Consider the following 21,300-nt stretch of genomic DNA (forward strand, 5'->3'; position numbering starts at 1 on the left):
CCATCACCGCAAAGGCAGAATCCCGAGACCGGCGAGATGTGCGTCTAGGAACTGATCGACCTGCTGGCGCAGCATCTGCGGCGGCACGGCCACCATCCGCTCTTCGAGGCCGAGCGAGATGATCCCGTGCACGGCGGAAAACAAGGTGCGTGACAGCAGCGCGATTTGCACGTCGTTTGCAGTCGGAAGCAGGCGCTCCAGGGGTGGGTGCATCAGCGCGAAGGCGTCCATCACCATCTGCAGGATGTCGTCGGGGTAAGGGCGGTCGTCCTCCATCCGATGCTCAAACAGCGAGCGCAGCAGATTGGCGTGCTCCGCAAAGAATTCGAGGTAGGTCGCGGCAAGCCCATAGAGCTGGCGAACGGGATCCTCAGCCGGAACCTGCCCCAGCCGTACCGTCAGCGCCTGAACGGTCTCCCGATTGACCGTCAGGATCACCCCGTCGAAGTCGCCGAATTCGTTATAAACGCTGCCAACCGAGCAGCCGGCGGCGTCCGCAAGGTCTCGAACTTTTAACGATTTCAGCCCTTTAGACGCAATGATACTGCGGGCGATCTCCACGATTTGCAGCCGTCGGCGAGATTTTTTTCGGTCTCGCAGCGATTCATATTGAACATTGTTCATTTTCAGGATACTCATTTGAACAATGTTCAAGTTAACCCGGAGACCCTGCAAAATGCAAACCCTCGCTGTTGATATCGCCTCCACCTTCGTCGATGACGCTACGGCTATCGTAACCGGATTTGGCGGCGCCCTCCTGCGGTTCGCGATGGGACCGATCGACCGCATCGCAAATGCCTGCGACATTGCCGGCGTCCTGACCGAGCGCCGTGCGACCTTGCGGATGTGGCGGGCCAACCGCGGCCGTGCCCGTCATGAGGGCCGCCGCTTCAGCCTGCTCGGCCGCCTCTCGCCCTTTCGCCGCCTCGCCCACCTCACCTGAGGCGGGCGCAGCAGCCACGTTGGTGCTCGTCTCGAATGCAAGATCAGGTTGCAATGATGGACTTACCATGTCCCGACATTCGAGGCCGATGCCGCGACGTTCGGTGATGCGGTTCAGCTTTTCCTCACCGCCCGGCGCGATATCCCGATAAACGCGCCTCTGCCGAAGTTTGATAGGGCGCGAACAAACCATTTGCGAACCAAACGACATCACGCGGAGACCAACAGGATCGGAAGGTAAAGGCGCAGGGCGGGCCGATCGTCGTCAGCCGCAATTGCCCGTCGCATATCGTCTGGTCCCGACATCCAACCGACAATGTATCAACCTCAGGCAGCCTTTCCAAAAACAGGACTCGTCATGATCAGGGATTTGATGTCGTCACGCCGCTTCGCGCCGCTGTTCTGGGCGCAATTCTTCTCGGCGCTGAACGACAACGTGCTCAAGAACGCACTCGTCATCATCCTGCTTTACAGCGCCGCGACCGGCCACGGAGACGCGCTGGTGACGGTCGCAGGCGCCGTCTTCATCTTCCCCTATTTCATCCTGTCCGGGCTCGGCGGGCAGCTCGCCGACAAATACGTCAAATCCGTCGTCGCAAGACGGCTCAAATTCGCCGAGATCTTCGCCGCAGGCTTTGCCGCGGCCGGCTTCTTCCTGCACTCGGTGCCGCTGCTGTTCGCAGCGCTCGCATTGTTCGGCGTCATTGCCGCGCTGTTCGGTCCCGTGAAGTACGCGATGCTGCCGGACCAGCTCGAGCTCGGCGAGCTAGCGACCGGCAATGCGCTGGTCGAAGGCGCGACCTTCATGGCCATCCTGCTCGGCACCGTCGCCGGCGGCCAGTTCGTGGCCGGCTCCGCGCATATGGGCTGGGTCGCATCGGCCGTGGTCGTGCTGGCGCTGCTGTCCTGGGCCTTCGCCTCCCGCATTCCCGCGACCACGCCGTCTGCACCCGATCTGCCCGTCAACGCCAATCCCTGGACCTCGACGCTCGGCCTGTTGAAGACGCTGCACGCTGACCACCGGCTGTGGGACGGCACCGTGATCGTCTCCTGGTTCTGGCTGGTGGGTGCCATCGTGCTCTCCCTGCTGCCGGCGCTGGTCAAGGACGTCATCGGTGGCACCGAGGGCGTGGTGACGCTGTGTCTCGCGATCTTCGCGATCGGCATTGCCATCGGCTCGCTGTTCGCCGCGAATCTGAGCCACGTTCGGCCGAACCTCGCGCTGGTGCCGATCGGCGCCATCATGATGGGGTTTGCCGGCATCGACCTCGCCTGGGCGATCGGCGTGACCGCCAAGGGCCAGGACATCACCCCGGGCGACTTTGCAACCTCGTTCGCGGGACTGCGCATGCTGGTCGACTTCGTCGCCTTCGCATTCGGCGGCGGGCTGTTCGTCGTTCCGTCCTTTGCCGCCGTCCAGGCCTGGTCCGCACCTTCCGAGCGCGCCCGCATCATTGCCGCCGGCAATGTGCTGCAGGCCGCCTTCATGGTAGCCGGCTCGCTGTTCGTCGCGCTGCTGCAGGCGGGCGGGTTGCACGTCGGCTGGATCTTCTTCGGCCTCGGCATCGCCAGCTTCGGCGCAGTCTGGTTCGTGCTGACCAAGTGGGGCAAGGAAGGCGTGCGCGATTTCGGTGGGCTGCTGTTCCGCGCGCTGTTCCGCACCGAGGTCCGCGGGCTGGAGAACCTGCCACCTGCCGGCACGCGCATGCTGATCGCACCCAACCATGTCAGCCTGATCGACGGCCCGCTGCTTCACGCCGTACTGCCGATCGACGCGAGCTTCGCGGTTGACACCGGCATCTCCAAGGCCTGGTGGGCCAAGCCGTTCCTGCGGGTGGTCAAGCACTACACCATGGACCCGACCAAGCCGCTGGCCGCGCGCGACCTGATCAAGCTCGTCGCCGCCGGCGAGCCGGTCGTCATTTTCCCGGAGGGACGCATCACCGTCTCGGGCTCGCTGATGAAGGTCTATGACGGTACCGCGATGATAGCGGACAAGGCCGACGCGGTCGTCGTCCCGATCCGCATCGAAGGCGCTCAACGCTCGCATCTCAGCTATCTCAGCGGCAGCCAGATCAAGCGCTCGTGGTTTCCGCGGGTGACCGTCACTATCCTGCCGCCGGTTAAGCTTCCGGTCGACCCGTCGCTCAAGGGCAAGGCGCGCCGCAACGCCGCGGGCGCAGCACTTCAGGATGTGATGATTGACGCGATGGTGAAGAACGCCATGCTTGACCACACCCTGTTCGAGGCGCTCGGACACGCCTATCGCGACCGGGACACCGGCAAGGTCATCATCGAGGACGCGCTCGGCACCAAGCTGACCTATCGCAAGCTGATCCTGGGCGCGCAGGTCTTGAGCCGGAAGCTGGAGAACGGCACCGCTATCGGTGAGAATGTCGGCGTGCTGCTGCCGAATTCCGCAGGCGTCGCCGTCGTCTTCATGGCGCTGCAAAACATCGGCCGGGTGCCGGCGATGCTCAACTTCTCGGCCGGCCCGGTCAACGTGCTCGCCGCCATGAGGGCCGCGCAGGTCAAAACCGTGCTGACGTCGAAGGCCTTCATCGAGAAGGGCAAGCTCGACAAGCTAATGGCGGCGATCTCCGCGGAAGTTCGCGTCGTCTATCTCGAGGATGTCCGCGCCTCAATCGGCACGGCCGACAAGATCAAGGGCCTGCTCGCCGGTACTACGCCGCGCGTCGTTCGCCAGGCGAGCGATCCGGCCGTCGTGCTGTTCACGTCGGGTTCGGAAGGCACGCCCAAGGGCGTGGTGCTGTCTCACCGCAACATCCTTGCGAACGCCGCACAGGCGCTGGCGCGAGTCGATGCCAACGCCAATGACAAGGTGTTCAACGTACTGCCGGTGTTCCACTCGTTCGGGCTGACCGGCGGAATGATGATGCCGCTGCTCGCGGGCATTCCGATCTACATGTACCCCTCGCCGCTGCACTATCGGATCGTGCCCGAGCTGATCTACCAGACCGGTGCTACCATCCTGTTCGGCACCGACACTTTCCTCACGGGCTATGCACGCTCGGCCCATGCCTACGACTTCCGCACCTTGCGTCTGGTGATCGCCGGCGCCGAAGCGGTCAAGGATCGCACCCGGCAGGTCTTCATGGAGCGTTACGGCATCCGGATCCTCGAGGGCTACGGCGTCACCGAGACCGCGCCCGTGCTGGCGATGAACACGCCGATGGCCAATCGTCCCGGCACGGTCGGCCGCCTGTCGCCGCTGATGGAAAGCCGCCTCGACCCGGTCCCCGGCATTGAGGAAGGTGGACGCCTCTCGGTACGCGGACCGAACGTGATGCTCGGTTATCTCAGGGCCGAAAATCCCGGCGTGCTCGAACCGCTCGCCGAGGGCTGGCACGACACCGGCGACATCGTGGCGATCGACCCGGCCGGCTTCATCACCATCAAGGGCCGCGCCAAGCGCTTTGCCAAGATCGCCGGCGAAATGGTTTCGCTGTCGGCAGTCGAGAGCATCGCGGCAACGCTGTGGCCGCAGGCCGGCTCGGTCGCCGTGTCGATCCCGGACCAGCGCAAGGGCGAGCGCATCGTGCTGCTGACGACGGAGAAGAACGCCGAGCGTAGTGCCATACAGGGCCAGGCCAAGGCCATCGGCGCATCCGAGCTGACCGTTCCCGCGGCGATCATGGTGGTCGACAAGGTGCCGCTGCTCGGCACCGGCAAGACCGACTACGTCACCGCAACGACGATGGCTCGCGAGCAGGCCTCAGGGGCGGAGCGCGAGGTGGCGTAAGACAAATGCACGAGGTGCCTCAATCAGGCGAGGCGCGATACCCAGGGGTGGTTCTGCTTCATGGTATCGCGCGGACCTCGGCATCCCTGATCAAGCTGGAACGGGCGCTCCAGGCAAGCGGCTTCGCAACGCTTAACATCGACTATGCCAGCCGCCGCAAAGCGATCGCGGCGCTCGCCGATGATATTCATCCAGAGGTCGCCCGCTTCGCCGAACGTGATGCGCCCCTGCATTTCGTCGCGCATTCGATGGGCGGCCTCGTGGCGCGCGCCTATATCGCAAAATACCGGCCGGACCGGCTTGCCGGCGTGGTGATGCTGGGCACGCCAAACGGCGGCAGCGAAGTGGCCGATCTCCTGCGTGGATCTCGGCTCTACCGCGCGTTCTACGGTCCGGCCGGACTCGAGCTCACCACCGGGGCCACGACCGGATCTGACGCCCTGCCCGCCGTGGACTATCCCGTCGGCGTGATCGCCGGAAACCGCTTCATCGATCCCGTCGCCGGTCTCTTCGTTCTGCCGAAGCCGAATGACGGACGGGTCTCCGTGCAAAGCGCGATGCTGGCCGGCATGACCGACCATATCACCGTGAAGGCGTCCCATACCGGACTCCCGCGCCGCGCCATCGCAATTGCGCAGACGATCACCTTCCTGCGCGAAGGCCGCTTCCGACCGTCTGAATCTCAAGAGCCGGCCTCGCTGCGCCGCTCCTGCGCATAGCGCACCAGCGCCGCGAAGCGATAGATGCCATGCACGAACTTGCTGTAGGGCATGGTGATGAACAGCGCGAACACCGAGCCGAGATGTAACGCCAGCAGCGGCCCCATGGCGGCGGTCTCGCGCAGCAGCAAAAGCAGCATGCCGGTGAATCCGGTCAGGAACAACATGGCGATGAATCCGACATCCATGCCGTAGCGGCTCTCATCGAGCAACGCCGGATCGCGCTGCATCTTGGCCGCGAACAGACCGATCGGCCCGACGATGAGGCCGACGCCGCCGAGCGTACCAAGCACGACAGGCAGATCCCACCACGGATAGGGTGCCTCGCGTCCCCACAAATAGTGATAAAGCGTGGCCACCGACGTCGCGGCGAAGCACAGCATGAAGCCGTAGAACGTCAGGTGATGATACAGCTTGCGTCGGTCGGTCGGCTTGTCGTCCTCGTTGTAGCAGCCGACGCCGCCGCCGTGGAGATACCGCAGCTCGCCCGCATCGCGGATCGCCTGGAAGATCGAGCCGCCATCGGCGCGGCCGGCGATCGGCGTGCCGATGTCGCGCCAGAATGCGCGCACGCTCATGACCAGCGCGAGGATCGCATAGAGCAAGGCGGCAGTGAATAATGCGGCCATCGCATTGTGCGGCATCAGTCTGTAGAACGCACCAGGCCCGGTGTGTACGCCGAACAGCACGCCGTGGTCGATCAGGGCCGCAAAGCCGAGGATGAAGGCGGCCATGCTGAGCGCGGCGATGATGCTGATGACGAGACCGTTACGCGCGAAGGCGCCGGACAGCGCCTGCGGCCAGGCATAGGCGGCGTAGGATTCGGCGCGCGCCACTGCCAGCGTCTGCGGGACGTTGACGTTGAACTCATGCGGCGGCGAGAACTGACAGTCGACGTAGCAGGCGCCGCAGCCATGACAGAGATTGGCGAGATAATTGAGGTCGCCGTCGGAGAAGGCGCGGCGCATCTCCATCGCCGGAAACACCGCGCATAATCCCTCGCAATAGCGGCAGGAATTGCAAACCGTCATCAGACGGTCGGCTTCGTCGAGAATCCTAGTTCCGTGCATGTTTCGCCGCTTCCCGTCCCGCAATCCGCCCGAACACGCTGCCGATGGTCATGCCCATACCGGCGGCATAGCCCTTGCCAAGCACATTGCCGGCCATGATCTCGCCGGCTGCGAACATGTTGGCCGACGGCCTGCCGTCAGCCATCAGCATCCGCGCCTCCCTGGTTACGCGCGTGCCGAGATAGGTGAAGGTGATCCCGGGCCGCACCGGATAGGCGAGATAAGGCGGCGTCTCGATCCGCCGCGCCCAATGGGTCTTCGGCGGTGTGATGCCTTCGGTGCGGCAATCATCCAGAATGGTGTGGTCGAAGGTGCCGGGCTGCACCGCGGCATTGAACTCGGTGATGGTCTTTTCCAGCGCGGCCGGATCGAGCTCGAGCTTACCGGCGAGCTCGGCAATCGTCTGGCCGGCGATCGGGGGAAACAGCGTCGGCATGAAGCTCGTGACCACGGTCGAATCGAAGACGATGTAGGCGATCTGGTCGGGCTGCGCCGCGACCAGCCGGCCCCAGATCGCGTAGCGCTTCGGCCAGATGTCCTCGCCCTCGTCGTAGAAGCGCTGCGCGTGCTTGTTGACGACGATGCCGAACACGACCGAATCGTGCCTTGTGATGATGCCGCCGTCGAACTTCGGCGCGCGGGCGTCGATCGCGACCGCATGGCACTGGGTGGGATCGCCGACTTCCTGCACCCCCTTGGCGAGCAGCATCTTCAGGATCGAGCCGCGGTTATACGGCGTGCCGCGGATCAGGAAATTGTCGGCCGCTTCGCCCCAATATTGCTTCAGCCATTCGATGTTGGCCTCAAACCCGCCGGCGGCGGCAACCAGCGCTGTCGCGCGAATTTCGGTTTGGCCCTTGATCGGCCGCTTGAGGCGGGCGGCGAGAAACATGCCGTCCTCGATCACGAGGTCGGTGACCTCGGCGTCGTATTCGACTTCGACGCCGAGCTTCTCGGCAGTGAGATAGAGCGCATTCAGCATCGCGCGTCCGCCGCCGAGGAAGAATGAGTTGGTGCGCCCGAGGCTCAGCGTGCCGCCGAGCGAAGGCTGCCAGCGCACGCCCTGCTCCACGATCCAGTTCAAAATGTCCTTGGACTCCCGGATCATGTGCCGGGCAAGCACCTCGTCGGTCTGCCCGCCGGTGACGCGCAGCAGATCCTCCCAGAACTCCTCCTCGGTGTAAGGACCGGTCAGGATTTCGGTCGGCTCGTCATGGGCGCAACGCATGTTGCGGGTGTGGCGCGTATTGCCGCCACGATAGAATTTTGGTGCGCCTTCGAGCACCAGCACAGAGGCACCGCCGCGTCGCGCGCTGATCGCCGCACACAGCGCCGCATTGCCGCCGCCGATCACCAGCACATCGTATTTGCTGTTCATGCCGTCTGCCCGATGCGACGAGGTTGGAGACATTCTGCCCGCCGGCCGCCCCGGGTCAATCCGGTTGGCTATTGCGCACCTTTGTATACAAAGATATACAGAACTCGAGCAAGCGCCATCCCTGCATGGGCAGGATGCGCGGCGAGGCCACGAGGATACATGGCAAGACGCCCGACAAAGGCAGGCGGCTCGATCGCGCGCGGCGGCGGTGTGGCGCTCGGCGAAGCCGTGTTCCGCTCGCTGTGCGAGGCGCTGCAGGCCGGCAGCTACCGCGCCGGCGACCGTCTGCGCGAGGAAGAGGTCGCCCAGCGGCTGAAGGTCAGCCGCACGCCGGTGCGGGAAGCTCTCGGGCGGCTTGCGGCACGCGGCTTCGTCGAGCCCGCCGGCGGCCGCGGCCTGATCGTACGCAACCTCGACATCGCCGAGGTGCTCGAACTCTACGCCATGCGCGAGATCATGGAAGGTGCCGCCGCGCGTATGGCCGCCGAGCACGCCTCAGCGACCGAGATCGATGCGCTCAGAGATATCGAGCAGGCTTTTGTTGAGGCCTCCGCGACCGACGCGGCCGAGATGGCAGGAGAAATGGCAAGGCTGAACCGCGCGTTCCACGAAGCCATCTGCCGCGCCGCGCGCAACCGCTATCTCGACAACGCCTCAGGCGAATTGCAGGACTGGATCGCCTTGCTCGGTCCCACCACGTTCACCGTATTGGGCCGCCCTTCGACCAGCCATGGCGAGCACCAGGCCATCATCGACGCCATCGCGGCTCGCGACGGCGGCAAAGCGGAGCAGCTCGCGCGCGCGCACATCCGCGAAGCGCTGCGCTGTCGACTGAAGCTGTTGCAAAAGCAGTAGCGGGGCGGCGGCGCTCAAGCGACCAGTTCCGCGACGATCGCCTTCGACACGTCCCGCACATCGCCTGGACTGAGCCGCACCTGCAGTCCGCGTTGACCGCCATTGACGTACACGTGGTCATGCACGAGCGCGCTCTGCTCGATCACGGTGCGCACGAGCTTTCGCTGCCCAAACGGGCTGATACCGCCGACCTTGAAGCCGGTGACACGCTCGGCTTCCGGTGGTTTCATCATCTGCGCCGACTTGCCGCTTGTCGCAGCGGCGAGCTTTTTCATCGAGACTTCCTGGTCGGACGGGACGATCACGCAGACCGGCTTGCCGTCGACCAGTGCCATCAGCGTCTTCAACACACGTGCCGGATCTTCGCCGAGCGCAGCGGCCGCCTGCAGGCCGATGCTCTCGGCGTCGGGATCATAGTCGTAAGCGTAGACGGTGAAGGCAACACCGGCGGCTTCAAGCGCGCGCGTGGCTGGGGTGACTTTGGACATGGACGATGTTTACCACCGTCATTGCGAGGAGCGAAGCGACGAAGCATCCAGAATCGTTCCGCGGAGGCAGTCTGGATTGCTTCGCTTCCGCCGTCGCTCTTCGAGTTAAGGCGGACAAGTCGCTCGCAATGACGGCAGGGTCTTACTCCGCCGCGTCCCGCATCTCGGCACGCTCAGCCCTCGCTGCGCAGAACTTGAATTCCGGAATCTTGCCGAACGGATCGAGTGCCGGGTTCGTCAACAGATTCGCCGCCGCTTCCGCGTAGCAGAACGGCATGAACACCATGTTCTCCGGCACGTCGCGATCGGATCGCACCTTGACCTCGACCGCACCGCGGCGGGTCTCGAGCCGGATGAAATCGCCGGGCGCAAGCTTCTTCCTGTGCATGTCCTTCGGCGACATGAAGGCAACCGCCTCGGGCTCGATCTGATCGAGCACCTGCGCGCGGCGGGTCATCGAGCCGGTGTGCCAGTGCTCCAGCACGCGGCCGGTCGAGAGCACCATCGGATATTCGGCGTCGGGGATCTCGTCCGGCGGGATGACGTGGGCCGGCACGATCTTGCCGCGACCGCTCGCGGTTGGAAATCCGGTGGTGAAGATGATCTCGTTGCCGGGCTTGTTTGGGTCGTCCACGGGATAGGTCACCGCGCCTTCGCGCACCAGCCGCTCCCAGGTGATGTTCTTCAAGGACGGCATCAGCTCTGCCATCTCGGTGAAGACCTCGCCGGGACCAGTATAATTCCAGGGCAGGCCCATGCGCTTGCCGATCTCCTGGATGATCCAGAGATCCTGCCGCGCATCGCCCGGCGGCTTGATCACCTGGCGCGCGAGCTGCACGCGGCGATCGGTGTTGGTGAAGGAGCCATCCTTTTCGGCAAACGCCGAGGCCGGCAGGATGACGTCGGCGTGGAAAGCGGTCTCCGTGACGAAGAGATCCTGCACCACGAGATGATCGAGCATCGCGAGCGCGTGGCGCGCATGCTGGAGATCCGGGTCGGACATCGCGGGGTTCTCGCCCTCGATATACATGCCCGTGATCTCGCCGGCATGGATCGCGTTCATGATCTCGACCACCGTCAGGCCGCGCACGGGATCGATCTCCTTCTGCCAGACCGTCTCGAAATTCACGCGCAGATCGTCGCGGCCGACCGGCTGATAGTCCGGCAGGAACATCGGGATCAGGCCGGCGTCGGAGGCACCTTGCACGTTGTTCTGGCCGCGTAGCGGATGCAGGCCGGTGCCGGGACGGCCGACTTGGCCGGTGATCAGCGCCAGCGCGATCAGGCAGCGCGCATTGTCGGTGCCGTGGACATGCTGGCTGATGCCCATGCCCCAGAAGATGATCGACGACTTTGCTCGCGCATAGGTTCGCGCGACCTCACGCAGGGTCTGCGCGGGGACACCGCAGATCGCCTCCATCTTCTCCGGCGTGAACTCCTTGATCTTCTCCTTGAGGTCCTCAAACCCTTCCGTGTAGCCGGCGATATACTGATCGTCGGTCAGACCTTCGGTGATGATCGTGTGGATCATCGCGTTCAGCATGGCCACGTCGGAGCCCGGCTTGAACTGCAGATGCTTGGTGGCATGGCGCGACAACGACTGCCGGCGCGGGTCCATCACGAACAGCTTCGCGCCATTCTCCTTGACTGCATTCTTGATGAAGGTCGCGGCGACCGGGTGGTTCACGGTCGGGTTGGCGCCGATCACGATGATGACCTCGGCATCCATCGCAGCCGAGAACGGCGCCGACACCGCACCGGAGCTCAGGCCTTCAAACAGCGCCGCCACCGACGACGCATGACACAGACGTGTGCAATGGTCGACATTATTGGATCCAAAGCCGGTGCGCACCAGCTTCTGGAACAGATAGGCCTCTTCGTTCGAGCCCTTGGCCGAACCGAAGCCGGCCAGCGCCTTCACGCCCTTCTCGTCGCGGATCTTGACGAGGCCCTTGGCGGCGATGTCGAGCGCTTCTTCCCAGCTCGCTTCACGGAAATGCGTGAAGGGATTGGCGGGGTCGACCTGGTCGTTGGCATCCTTCTTCGCGTTCGGCAGCCGCACCAGCGGCTTGGTCAGTCGATGCGGATGGTGGATGTAGTCGAAGCCGAAGCGGCCCTTGACGCACAGACGATTGTGATTGGCGGGACCGTCGCGTCCTTCCGCATAGATGATCTTCTCGTCCTTGACCTCATACGTGACCTGGCAACCGACGCCGCAGAACGGGCAGAGCGAATCCACCTTCTTGTCGGCATAGGTGACGCGGGTCTGTTTCTCGTCGAGCATCACGGCCGGCATCAGGGCGCCGGTCGGACAGGCCTGCACGCATTCGCCGCAGGCGACGCAGGTGGACTCGCCCATGGGATCGTCGAAATCGAACACGATTTTCGAACCGTGGCTGCGATAGGCCATGCCGATGACGTCGTTGACCTGAACCTCGCGGCAGGCGCGCACGCACAGACCGCACTGGATGCAGGCATCGAGATTGACGCGCATCGCCGGATGGCTGGCATCGGTCGCCCAACGCTCGGCAGCAGGGAAGCGGCTTTCGGTGACGCCAGTGGTTTCGGCCCAGTGCCAGAATTTGGACTCCGGATCATGCGAGGTCTCGCGCGCCGGCTGATCGGCGACCAGCAGCTCCATGACCATTTTTTGCGCGGAGACTGCGCGCGCGCTCTCGGTCTTCACCTTCATGCCGACCGATGGCGTGCGCTTGCAGGACGCCGCGAGCACGCGCTCACCTTCGATCTCGACCATGCAGGCGCGGCAATTGCCGTCGGGGCGATAGTCCGGCGCGGGCGAATAGCACAGATGCGGAATCTCGCGACCCTGGCGTTTTGCGACTTGCCAGATCGTCTCGCCGGCATTGGCCTCGACCTGCTTGCCGTCGAGTTCGAACATAATTTTCGTCATTCGGCCGCTTCCTTGAACTCGTCAGGGAAATATTTGATCACGGTGGTGAGCGGATTCGATGCCGCCTGTCCAAGCCCGCAGATCGAGGCATCGCGCATCGCCTGGCTCAATTCTTCCAGAAGTGTGCGGTTCCAGACCGGCTTCTGCATCAGCAGCGCAGCCTTCTGGGTTCCGACACGACAGGGCGTGCATTGGCCGCAGCTCTCGTCCTCGAAGAACTTCATCAGGTTCAACGCGGCCGCGCGCACGCTGTCCTTTTGCGACAGGATCACGATCGCTGCCGAACCGATGAAGCAGCCGTATTTTTCAAGCGTGCCGAAATCGAGCGGGATGTCGTCCATCGACGCCGGTAGGATACCGCCGGACGCACCGCCCGGCAGGTACGCGTAGAACTGATGGCCGTCAGCCATGCCGCCGCAATATTCGTCGATCAGCTCGCGCACGGTGATGCCTGACGGCGCGAGCTTCATGCCGGGATTCTTGACGCGGCCCGAGACCGAGAAGCTGCGCAGGCCGTGCCGCTCATGGCGGCCATGGCCCTTCCACCAGTCGGCGCCCTTCTCGACGATGTCGCGCACCCACCACAAGGTCTCGATGTTGTTGATCAAAGTCGGCAGGCCGAACAGGCCGACCTGGAATGGATAAGGCGGCTTGTGCCTGGGCAGGCCGCGCTTGCCCTCGATGCTTTCCAGCAGCGAGGATTCCTCGCCGCAGATATAGGCACCGGCGCCGCGGCGCATGTGCAGCGTCGGACCGCCCGGCGGGAGCTTCGCGATCTCGCGTTCCAGGATCTCGCGCGATGCCGGATATTCGTCGCGCAGGTAGATGTAGATATCCGAGGCCTGCACCACATGCGCGCCAATCAGCATGCCCTCGAGGAAGCGGTGCGGATCGCTTTCGAGATAAACACGATCCTTGAACGTGCCGGGCTCGCCCTCGTCGCCGTTGATCGCCATCAGCCGCGGGCCTGGCTCACCCAGCACAGCGCGCCATTTGCGTCCTGTTGGAAAGCCGGCGCCGCCGAGGCCCCGCAACGAGGCGTCGTCGAGCGCCTTCAGCAGGTCGTCGGTCGGCAGCTCGCCCGAGCGCAGGCGGTTGAGCAGCTTGTAGCCGCCGCCGGCGACATAGGCGTCATAGCCGATATATTTGGGCAGATGCGCGTGGGTGTCGCCAGCCTTCGCGGCCGCCATGACATTGGCCACCGTGGCGTGGTCAACAAAATTGTGGCCGACTTCCGCAGCCGGCGCCGTATCGCAGCGGCCGACGCAGGGCGCGCGCACGACGCGAATGCCGGGACCAGACGCATCTTGCAAATCGGCGAGCAGCTTCTCTCCGCCGAGCATCGCGCAGGTCAGGGAATCGCAGACGCGGATCGTCAGCGGCGCGATATCGGGCTCGCCTTCCTTCACCACGTCGAAATGCGCGTAGAAGGTCGCCGTCTCGAACACTTCGGCGAACGCGAGCTTCATCTCGTCGGCGAGCGCAGCGAGGTGTGCGGCCGAGATCTGGCGGTACTTGTCCTGGATCAGATGCAGATATTCGATCAACAGATCGCGCCGCCGCGGCCTGTCGCCGAGCAGCTGCTCGATCTCGTGCGCGGCGGTAGGATCGACCTGCCGCCCCTTGGGCGTGGACTTGGCTCGCTTCCGTCCCTGGCCCGGATGCTCGAACGAGCGGACTTGCTGCACGTCGTGGCTCATCAATGCGTCTCGTAGCTCTTCTTTGAACAAGTCTGACTCTAGCTCCTGGCATACCAGATGCCAAGAGAATTCGTGCGTTCCGTTAAGCGTTTAAGGGGCATGCAGCCGCGCAGCTCCATGCCCCTGCATCGCTCGACCTGTGGCGCGGTCTCAGGTCTTGGTCATGCACTCTTCGATGTAGAACCAGCGGTCATCGCCGGCGAGGCCCTTGGCTTTCACGTCGGCGCGGCAGGCCTTGAGCTTCGGCTTGTTGGCCGCCCACTTCGCCTTCATGTCTTTCAGCTTCTGCATGGTCAGCTTGATCTTGCCAGACTTGGCTTCTGCCGTTGCAGCAGGCGCCGCCGGTGTCGTTGCCGTCTGAGCGGATGCGCCATGAAGACCCGCGACGAGCAACACGGTCGCAAGGCAAATTCGGGTGCGAAGCATTTCAATCCCCTAAGTCCCATTCCTGGTGATGTCCAAAAGGCGAACGCTGCGGGACGTGATGATCAGTGTCCCGCAGCTGTCTCGACGGCGATCAGAATATCTTGACCGCGCTCTCCAATGTCTTCCAGACACCCCAAAGCAGGGGAACCCCGACGAAGGCCCAGAACAGCGCCGCCTTGGCGTCAAGCCCGCCAAATCCGATGCCGTAGGAGCCGTGCGGCCCCGCGGCAGCGGCGCTGGCGCTTGCCGCCTGCAACTTGGCGACATCGGCGTCTTTCATGTGCCACTTCGAATCGACCGGTTTGATCAGGTAGTTGCAGATTAGGCCCGCGATCAGCATCGCACAGAGGATGTACATGGTCGTGTTGTAGAGCTGATCGCGCGGCACGCCTGCCGCGAGCTGGAACTCGCGGATGTAGTTGACCACGACGGGACCGATGATGCCCGCGGTGGACCACGCCGTCAGCAGCCGCCCATGGATGGCGCCGACGAACTGGGTCCCGAACATATCGGCAAGGTAGGCCGGCACGGTGGCGAAGCCGCCGCCATACATCGACAGAATGATGCCGAAGCCGAGCACGAACAGGAGCTTCGAACCCATCGCCGCAAAGGTCGGCGCCAACGCGTAGAGCACGATGCCGAGGATGAAGAACGTATAGTAGGTGTTCTTGCGCCCGATCTTGTCCGACAGCGATGCCCAGAAGAAGCGGCCGCCGATGTTGAACAGCGACAGCAACCCGGCAAAGCCCGCGGCGATGGCGGCGATCTGCGCCTTCTGCCCCGCATCGAGCGCGTTGAAGCCCACCTCCGGCAGGCCGATCAATTTGCCGGCGAAGATCTCCTGGAGCATCGGCGAGGCCATGCCGATCACGCCGATGCCGGCCGACACGTTCAGGCACAGCACCCACCAGATCAGCCAGAACTGCGGCGTCTTGTGCGCGTCGTTGAGATGAACGTTGCTCTTCGAGATCATCGCGTTGGCCTTCGACGGCGGGGTCCAGCCCTCCGGCTGCCAGCCGGGCGGCGGCAGGCGATAGCGGAACGCGCCGATCATCATGAAGACGAAGTAGATGACGCCCATCGTGACGAAGGTCTCCCAGACGCCGACCGAGGTCGGGGTCTTGAAGTAGTTCATCAAGAGGTTAGCCAGCGGCGCGCCGATCATGGCGCCGCCGCCAAAACCCATGATGGCCATGCCGGTCGCCATGCCGCGGCGGTCCGGGAACCATTTCACCAGCGTCGACACCGGCGAGATATAGCCAAGGCCGAGACCGATGCCGCCGATAACGCCCGAACCCAGCCACAACAGCCAGAGCTGATGGGTGTAGATCCCGATCGCACCGAGGAAGAGGCCGCCGCACCAGCACAGCGTCGAGACGAAGCCGGCCTTGCGCGGGCCTACGCGCTCCAGCCAGCCGCCCCAGACCGCGGCCGCGATACCGAGCAGCACGAAAAACAGCGTGTACATCCATCCCATGCTGGCGACCTTCCAGTCGCAGCTGGTCGTGAATAGCTCCTGAAACAGCGACATGTCTGCACACGCCTTGGGCGCGGTCACTCCGATCGCGCGCGACAGTGGCAGCCAGAACACGGAGAATCCGTAGGCCATGCCGATGCAGAGATGGATGCACAGCGCAGCCGGCGGCACCAGCCAGCGATTAAACCCGGCGGTCGCGATGGTCCGCTCGCGATCCAGAAAACCTGCGCCGGCACTCGAAAGTGTTCCCGCGCTCTCGATAGTAGACATGCATTCCTCCCCTAAAGCCGCCCTTCTGAACGGCTTGCCACGATGATCCTGTCCCTCAGCCCTTGCAGCGCAGCCTGTGTCCCTGCTGCTCCGCACAATGATCGACGCGCGCCAGGATCGTCACGCGCATCCGAGACGTTAACCCCTAACTTCGGGGACTATGCCCGACACCACGCCCGGGCTTCTTTCGACGGCCCATTTGCTCCGCATATCGCAGGCAAGACTCAACCTCCGCGTCTCGGCGGAGGAAGTCAATTGGGGCAGAAGTGATGAGCGATGTCGATAGACAAAAGGTAGGTATCAACCGAGTGACCGCTGGTTAACTGGGCGGCGCACCATTGATATTTCCTATCGAGTGATCGACCTTCTCTATCAGGAACACGATGCGCGCGGCGTTGCGCTCGGTGATCTCCACCGTGTCGCCGGTCTCGCGAATCAGGTTCGGAATGTCAATCACCGACAGAGGATCGGTGCAGTACACTTCGAGCTGATCGCCCGGCTGCAGCGGCTTCAGCGCCTTGCGCGTCTTCAGGGCGGGCAGCGGGCATTTCAATCCGGTGAGATCGAGCGTCGTTCTGGTCATCGGCGCAACATGGCGGCAGGGGTCGATGGCGTCAACGCCAGGACAACGCCAGACTCAGAGCAGATTGGCATAGGACAAGAAACCTACACCCTGTCCCGGCTCGACCTGCGCGATGTCTTCGCCGAGCTCAACGAGGCCGTCGGTCTCGACCAGCGACGACAACAGCCCGGCCCCCTCGCGCGGAAACTTGATTGCCTCGAGTGCGCCGTCCTCTCCGTGCCGCAACGAGGCGCGAACGTATTCGCGTCGGCCCGCCTTCTTCTTGTAAGTGAATGCCGCGCGCACCGGGATCGGCAACAGCGGCTCCGGCAGGCTGCCCGCAAGCGCCAGCACCGTCGGCCGCACCACATGCACGAAGGTGACGAAACTCGCGACGGGGTTGCCCGGCAATCCGATCAGCGGCGTGCCCTCGATGATGCCCATCGCCACGGGACGGCCGGGCTTGATCGCCATCCGCCACAACACCAGTGAACCGATGCTCTCGACCGCCGCCTTGACGTGATCCTCCTCCCCGGTCGAGACGCCGCCGGTGGTGAGGATCAGATCGTGCGTGCCTGCGACTTGCTTCAAGCCATTCGCAAGCAACGCCCGCTCGTCGCGCAAGATCCCGAGATCGCTGACTTCGCAGCCGAGCCGGCGCAGCATGGCCATCAGCATGAAGCGATTGGAATCGAACAGCTGCGAGGCCGCGCGCGGTTCGCCGGGCGAGGCCAGTTCGTCGCCGGTCGAGAACACCGCGACGCGGATGCGCCTGACGACGTCGAGCCTGACAAGGCCGAACGCCGCCGCGAGCGCGACATGTTGCGGCAGCAAGCGCTGGCCTGCGCGTAGCGCGATGTGGCCCCGGGGGATGTCCTCTCCCGCGGGGCGGACATTGGCGCCCGGCTTCAGCCCCGGCGGCAGCACGATTCGACCGGAATCATCGATCCGGACATCTTCCTGCATGAAGACGGTTTCGGTGTCCGGCGGCATCGGCGCGCCGGTGAAGATGCGCGCAGTGTGCCCGGGCTTGATCGGCGCTTGCGCAAGGCCGCCGGCCTGAATGCGGCCGTCGAGCGGGAGGGCCCGATCCTCTGCTTGCGGAATATCCGTGTTGCGCACGGCGTAGCCGTCAACAGCCGAGTTGGTGAAGGGCGGCAGCGGCAGCGGCGCCGCGATATCGCGGGCCAGCACGCGCCCATCAGCATCGATGAGCGCCACGGTTTCGAGATCGACGATCGCGTCGACGCGTGTCGTGATCAGACCAACGGCCTCGTCGACCGACATCATCGGTCCACCGAATGCAAAACAATCGTCCGACAGTTGCGCCATGGTGCCTCGTCAGCGCATCGCAGCGCTTTTCGCGACCGCTTCCTCGACCGGCATCGCCGCGCGCAGCAGCAATGCCGCGGCGGCCTCGATATCGTCGAGATGGACCGTCGGCAGTCGCGTTTCAACGGCGACGTCGGCCGCGATCCCGAAAATTCCGGGATCATCGGGAAACAGCAACGGCTTGTTGTTGGCGGCGCGATGCACCTCGATCTTGCGATGCGGCTCGCGCTTGAAACCCTCGACCACGACGAGATCGACCGTGGACAGCTTGCTCAACAGTTCAGGCAGCCGCGGCTCCGCCGCCCCGCGCAATTCATGGATCAAGGCCCAGCGATTTGACGAAGCAACCAGCACCTCGGCCGCGCCGGCCTCGCGATGGCGCCAGGAATCCTTGCCGGGCAGGTCGACGTCGAACTGGTGATGCGCATGCTTGATCACCGAGACGCGCAAGCCCAGCGCGTTGAAATGCGGGATCAGCCGCGTCAACAGCGTGGTCTTGCCCGCACCGCTCCAGCCTGCAAGGCCGATGACTTTCATTCCAGCTCTATCTCCCCGAGCGACTTGGTGCCTGATGGAACCTCCCCGTCATTGCGAGCGAAGCGAAGCAATCCAGAATCTTTCCGCGGCGGCAGTCTGGATTGCTTCACTTCGCTCGCAATGACGAGAAGAGGCATTTTCACTTTCCGCCGCCATGCTTATATCGGCTTGACCCGAATGTCATGCTAACGTCGCGGCCATGATGAAGAACGACAAAGCCCCGGCGCCCCTGATCGTCCCTGACACCGACGACCCGCGCCTGACCGAGAGCGTGACCGGGACCGACCAGTCCGGCGCCAAGATCGAGATCAAGGTGCCGGTGGAGCGGCCCCTGACGCTCTACCTGAATGCCCAGGAGATCGTCACCATGATGACGATCGGCGACTATCCGGAATATCTGGCGCTGGGCTATTTGCTCAACCAGAACATGCTGAAATATAACGACGCCGTCACCGAGGTCGAATACGACGACGATCTCCAGGTGGTCGTGGTGCGCACCGAACACCACACCAATTTCGAAGCCAAGCTGAAGAAGCGCACGCAGACCTCGGGCTGCGCGCAGGGCACCGCCTTCGGCGATCTGTTAGAGGCGGTCGAGAGCGTCGCGTTGCCGAAGGCGGAACTGCGTACCTCCTGGCTCTACCAGATGACGCAGACCATCAACACCATGCCCTCGCTCTATCTGGAGGCCGGTGCGATCCACGGCTGCGTGCTGTGCAGGGAGGGCGAGCCGCTCTGCTACACCGAGGATGTCGGCCGTCACAACGCCGTCGACAAGATCGCGGGCTGGATGTACCGCCACGGCGTCGATGCATCCGACAAGATCCTCTACACCACGGGACGGCTCACCTCGGAGATGGTGATCAAGACGGTCCGCATGGGAATTCCGATTTTGGTGTCGCGCTCCGGCTTCACCGCCTGGGGCGTCGATCTCGCCCGGCAGGTGGGCTTGACGCTGGTCGGACGCGCGCGGGGCAAGCGGTTCATCGCATTGTCGGGGGAAGAGCGCATCGTCTACGACCAGAACCTCGCTTATGTCGAGGAGGAATCGGCCAAGCACAAGCGCAAGGGTGAAGGTGGTGACGACTAGCTTTCCGACCACGCAAGGCGTGCTGCTCGCCGGCGGCCTTGCACGGCGCATGGGCGGCGGCGACAAGCCGATGCGCACCATCAGCGGCCGCACCATCCTGGAGCGCGTGATCGCACGCCTGGAGCCGCAATGCAGCGGCCTGATCCTCAACGCCAACGGCGATCCCGCCCGCTTCGCTGCGTTCGGTTTGCAGGTCGTCGCGGACGACGTCCCCGGCTTTCCCGGCCCGCTCGCCGGCATCCTTGCCGCGCTCGACTGGACCGCGGCGAACCGGCCCGAGGTGGAGTGGGTGCTCAGCGCCGCCGGCGACTGCCCGTTCCTGCCGCGCGATCTGGTCGCGCGCCTGCATGAAGAACGCATCGCGGCGAATGCCGCGCTCGCGGTTGCGGCGTCAGGCGGCCAGTCGCATCCAGTGATCGGCTTGTGGCGCGTTGGCTTGCGCGACGAACTGCGCCACGCGCTGGTCGTCGAGGACCTCCGCAAGATCGACCGCTGGACCGCGCGCTACCCGCTCGCAACCGTGACGTGGCCGACCGAGCCGCTCGATCCGTTCTTCAATGCCAACACGGTTGAGGATATCGCGGAGGCCGAGCGGCTGGCCGCACTGGATGCGGCGTCTTAATCGAGCTCAGGCCGCCAGCGGCACCGACCAGGCGTCGTAGCCGTAGACCCAGCTCGTATCGGTCCTCTCCCTCAGCCAGATGTTCGCGCGCGACGTCTCCTGCACCCGCGTCGTCCGCTCTTTACGCGTCGCCTCGAAGCGGCGGAATGCGTCGGCGACGCCGTCGCGGTCGATGCCGTCGAGGCAGCGCGACAGCACGGCGGCGTCCTCGATCGCCATGGCCGCGCCTTGCGCCATGTAAGGCGTCATGGGATGGCAGGCATCGCCGAGCAGCGTCACTTTGCCCTCGGCCCAGCGCTCGAGCGCGTCGCGGTCCATGATCGCCCATTTGTGCACGTCGGGGCATGCCGCGAGGACTTGACCTACCTGCGGATGAAAGCCTTCGAACGACGCACGCAAGTCCCGCACGTCGCCCTTGGCCGACCAGGACTCGATGCGAAAATCCGGCTCGGGCTGGCTGGTGACGAGATAGACCTCGCTACGATCAGGCTTGATGTGGTAGATCACGATGTGGCGGTCCTCGCCCCACCATTTGGTGCAGTCATCGATCTTCTCGCCGCTGAGCAGAGTGGCGAGATAGGTGGTGCGATAGGCGATACGGCCGGTGAATTTGACCGGCGCGGTGTCGAACAGGATGTCGCGCACCAACGAATGCACGCCGTCAGCTCCGACGACGGCATCTGCAACAGAGCTGGCGCCATTGGCGAACGTGAGCCTGATGCCATCGCCGGTCTGGTCAAGACCGACCAGTCTGTGATTGAGCCTCACGCACGCATCCGGCACCGCGCTGGCCAGCGCCGCGTGCAGATCGCCGCGATGGGCAAGCAGATAGGGCGCGCCGAACTTCTGTTCCGCGCTCTCGCCGAAAACCATGTCGAACTTGATGTCGCCGCTCTTCCAGTCGCGGTTGTTCCAGGAGCGCGGATAGAACGACTGGCTGCGCATCCGCTCTTCCAGCCCGAGGGCCCGCAACACCTTCATGGCGTTGCAGCCGATCTGGATGCCGGCGCCGATGCGGGCGAACTGCGAGGCCTGCTCGTAGACCATGACATCGATGCCGACGCACCGGAGCGCCGCGGCCGTCGCGAGCCCGCCCATGCCGGCACCGACGATCGCAACCGAAAGCGGCCTTGCCATCGCGTCCCCACCCTGCCTATC

18 protein-coding genes are annotated in these 21,300 nt (G+C 64.2%); 6 read left to right on the top strand and 12 right to left on the bottom strand.

Annotated features, from left to right (window positions below):
• Positions 1–3 precede the first annotated feature (3 nt).
• Positions 4–624, bottom strand: coding sequence for a TetR/AcrR family transcriptional regulator (locus IVA88_RS10870; protein ID WP_247497395.1), 621 nt, complete (start codon positions 622–624; stop codon positions 4–6).
• Between the two features lie 52 nt (positions 625–676).
• On the opposite strand from IVA88_RS10870, the gene IVA88_RS10875 reads away from it, so the two are divergent.
• From IVA88_RS10875 to IVA88_RS10885, 3 genes are all read left to right on the top strand, one after another.
• On the top strand, positions 677–943 hold the full coding sequence (locus tag IVA88_RS10875; protein WP_247497285.1) for a hypothetical protein: 267 nt from the start codon (positions 677–679) through the stop codon (positions 941–943).
• Positions 944–1,300: 357 nt separating this feature from the next.
• Positions 1,301–4,705 (top strand): acyl-[ACP]--phospholipid O-acyltransferase, encoded by a 3,405-nt coding sequence (locus IVA88_RS10880; RefSeq protein WP_247497286.1) that lies wholly within the window; start codon positions 1,301–1,303, stop codon positions 4,703–4,705.
• A gap of 5 nt (positions 4,706–4,710) precedes the next feature.
• Positions 4,711–5,424 (top strand): alpha/beta fold hydrolase, encoded by a 714-nt coding sequence (locus tag IVA88_RS10885; RefSeq protein WP_247497287.1) that lies wholly within the window; start codon positions 4,711–4,713, stop codon positions 5,422–5,424.
• Here the strand turns inward: IVA88_RS10885 and tcuB are convergent.
• Together tcuB and tcuA are read right to left on the bottom strand one after the other, a co-directional pair.
• A complete protein-coding gene (tcuB, locus tag IVA88_RS10890; RefSeq protein ID WP_247497288.1) occupies positions 5,388–6,494 on the bottom strand; it encodes a tricarballylate utilization 4Fe-4S protein TcuB in 1,107 nt (368 codons plus the stop codon). The genes IVA88_RS10885 and tcuB overlap by 37 nt on opposite strands.
• Entirely contained in the window at positions 6,481–7,872 is a 1,392-nt protein-coding gene (gene tcuA / locus IVA88_RS10895) for an FAD-dependent tricarballylate dehydrogenase TcuA (RefSeq protein ID WP_247497289.1), read from the bottom strand. Before tcuA ends, tcuB begins: the two co-directional genes overlap by 14 nt.
• A 159-nt stretch (positions 7,873–8,031) precedes the next feature.
• Here tcuA and IVA88_RS10900 point away from each other — a divergent pair, with 159 nt between their 5' ends.
• Complete coding sequence (locus tag IVA88_RS10900) at positions 8,032–8,727, top strand: GntR family transcriptional regulator (RefSeq protein ID WP_247497290.1); 696 nt, start codon at positions 8,032–8,034, stop codon at positions 8,725–8,727.
• A 14-nt stretch (positions 8,728–8,741) separates the two neighbouring features.
• Here IVA88_RS10900 and ybaK read toward each other — a convergent pair whose 3' ends face one another.
• The 8 genes from ybaK to mobB form a co-directional block, all read right to left on the bottom strand.
• Positions 8,742–9,215 (bottom strand): Cys-tRNA(Pro) deacylase, encoded by a 474-nt coding sequence (gene ybaK, locus IVA88_RS10905; RefSeq protein ID WP_247497291.1) that lies wholly within the window; start codon positions 9,213–9,215, stop codon positions 8,742–8,744.
• Between the two features lie 142 nt (positions 9,216–9,357).
• A complete protein-coding gene (fdhF, locus tag IVA88_RS10910; RefSeq protein WP_247497292.1) occupies positions 9,358–12,126 on the bottom strand; it encodes a formate dehydrogenase subunit alpha in 2,769 nt (922 codons plus the stop codon).
• Positions 12,123–13,826 (bottom strand): NADH-ubiquinone oxidoreductase-F iron-sulfur binding region domain-containing protein, encoded by a 1,704-nt coding sequence (locus IVA88_RS10915; RefSeq protein WP_247497293.1) that lies wholly within the window; start codon positions 13,824–13,826, stop codon positions 12,123–12,125. The genes fdhF and IVA88_RS10915 overlap by 4 nt, the downstream gene beginning before the upstream one ends.
• Before the next feature lie 150 nt (positions 13,827–13,976).
• Positions 13,977–14,252, bottom strand: a complete 276-nt coding sequence (locus IVA88_RS10920) for a hypothetical protein (RefSeq protein ID WP_247497294.1) — start codon at positions 14,250–14,252, stop codon at positions 13,977–13,979.
• A 91-nt stretch (positions 14,253–14,343) separates the two neighbouring features.
• Complete coding sequence (locus tag IVA88_RS10925; protein ID WP_247497295.1) at positions 14,344–15,999, bottom strand: OFA family MFS transporter; 1,656 nt, start codon at positions 15,997–15,999, stop codon at positions 14,344–14,346.
• 319 nt (positions 16,000–16,318) lie between these two features.
• The gene (locus IVA88_RS10930; protein ID WP_247497296.1) at positions 16,319–16,582 is read right to left on the bottom strand and encodes a sulfurtransferase TusA family protein; all 264 of its coding nucleotides are present in this window, start codon (positions 16,580–16,582) and stop codon (positions 16,319–16,321) included.
• 54 nt (positions 16,583–16,636) lie between these two features.
• The gene (gene glp / locus IVA88_RS10935) at positions 16,637–17,893 is read right to left on the bottom strand and encodes a gephyrin-like molybdotransferase Glp (RefSeq protein ID WP_247497297.1); all 1,257 of its coding nucleotides are present in this window, start codon (positions 17,891–17,893) and stop codon (positions 16,637–16,639) included.
• Positions 17,894–17,902: 9 nt separating this feature from the next.
• On the bottom strand, positions 17,903–18,430 hold the full coding sequence (mobB, locus tag IVA88_RS10940; RefSeq protein WP_247497298.1) for a molybdopterin-guanine dinucleotide biosynthesis protein B: 528 nt from the start codon (positions 18,428–18,430) through the stop codon (positions 17,903–17,905).
• A gap of 199 nt (positions 18,431–18,629) precedes the next feature.
• Here mobB and fdhD point away from each other — a divergent pair, with 199 nt between their 5' ends.
• Together fdhD and mobA are read left to right on the top strand one after the other, a co-directional pair.
• Positions 18,630–19,520, top strand: coding sequence for a formate dehydrogenase accessory sulfurtransferase FdhD (gene fdhD / locus IVA88_RS10945; protein ID WP_247497299.1), 891 nt, complete (start codon positions 18,630–18,632; stop codon positions 19,518–19,520).
• Positions 19,507–20,142 carry a molybdenum cofactor guanylyltransferase MobA gene (mobA, locus tag IVA88_RS10950; RefSeq protein WP_247497300.1) on the top strand — a complete coding sequence of 212 codons (636 nt, stop codon included), beginning with the start codon at positions 19,507–19,509 and terminating at the stop codon, positions 20,140–20,142. The genes fdhD and mobA overlap by 14 nt, the downstream gene beginning before the upstream one ends.
• A 6-nt stretch (positions 20,143–20,148) precedes the next feature.
• On the opposite strand, the gene IVA88_RS10955 is transcribed toward mobA, so the two are convergent.
• Positions 20,149–21,279, bottom strand: a complete 1,131-nt coding sequence (locus IVA88_RS10955; RefSeq protein WP_247497301.1) for an FAD-dependent monooxygenase — start codon at positions 21,277–21,279, stop codon at positions 20,149–20,151.
• Positions 21,280–21,300 lie beyond the last annotated feature (21 nt).

This window comes from Bradyrhizobium sp. 149 (assembly GCF_023073915.1).
Lineage (GTDB): Bacteria > Pseudomonadota > Alphaproteobacteria > Rhizobiales > Xanthobacteraceae > Bradyrhizobium.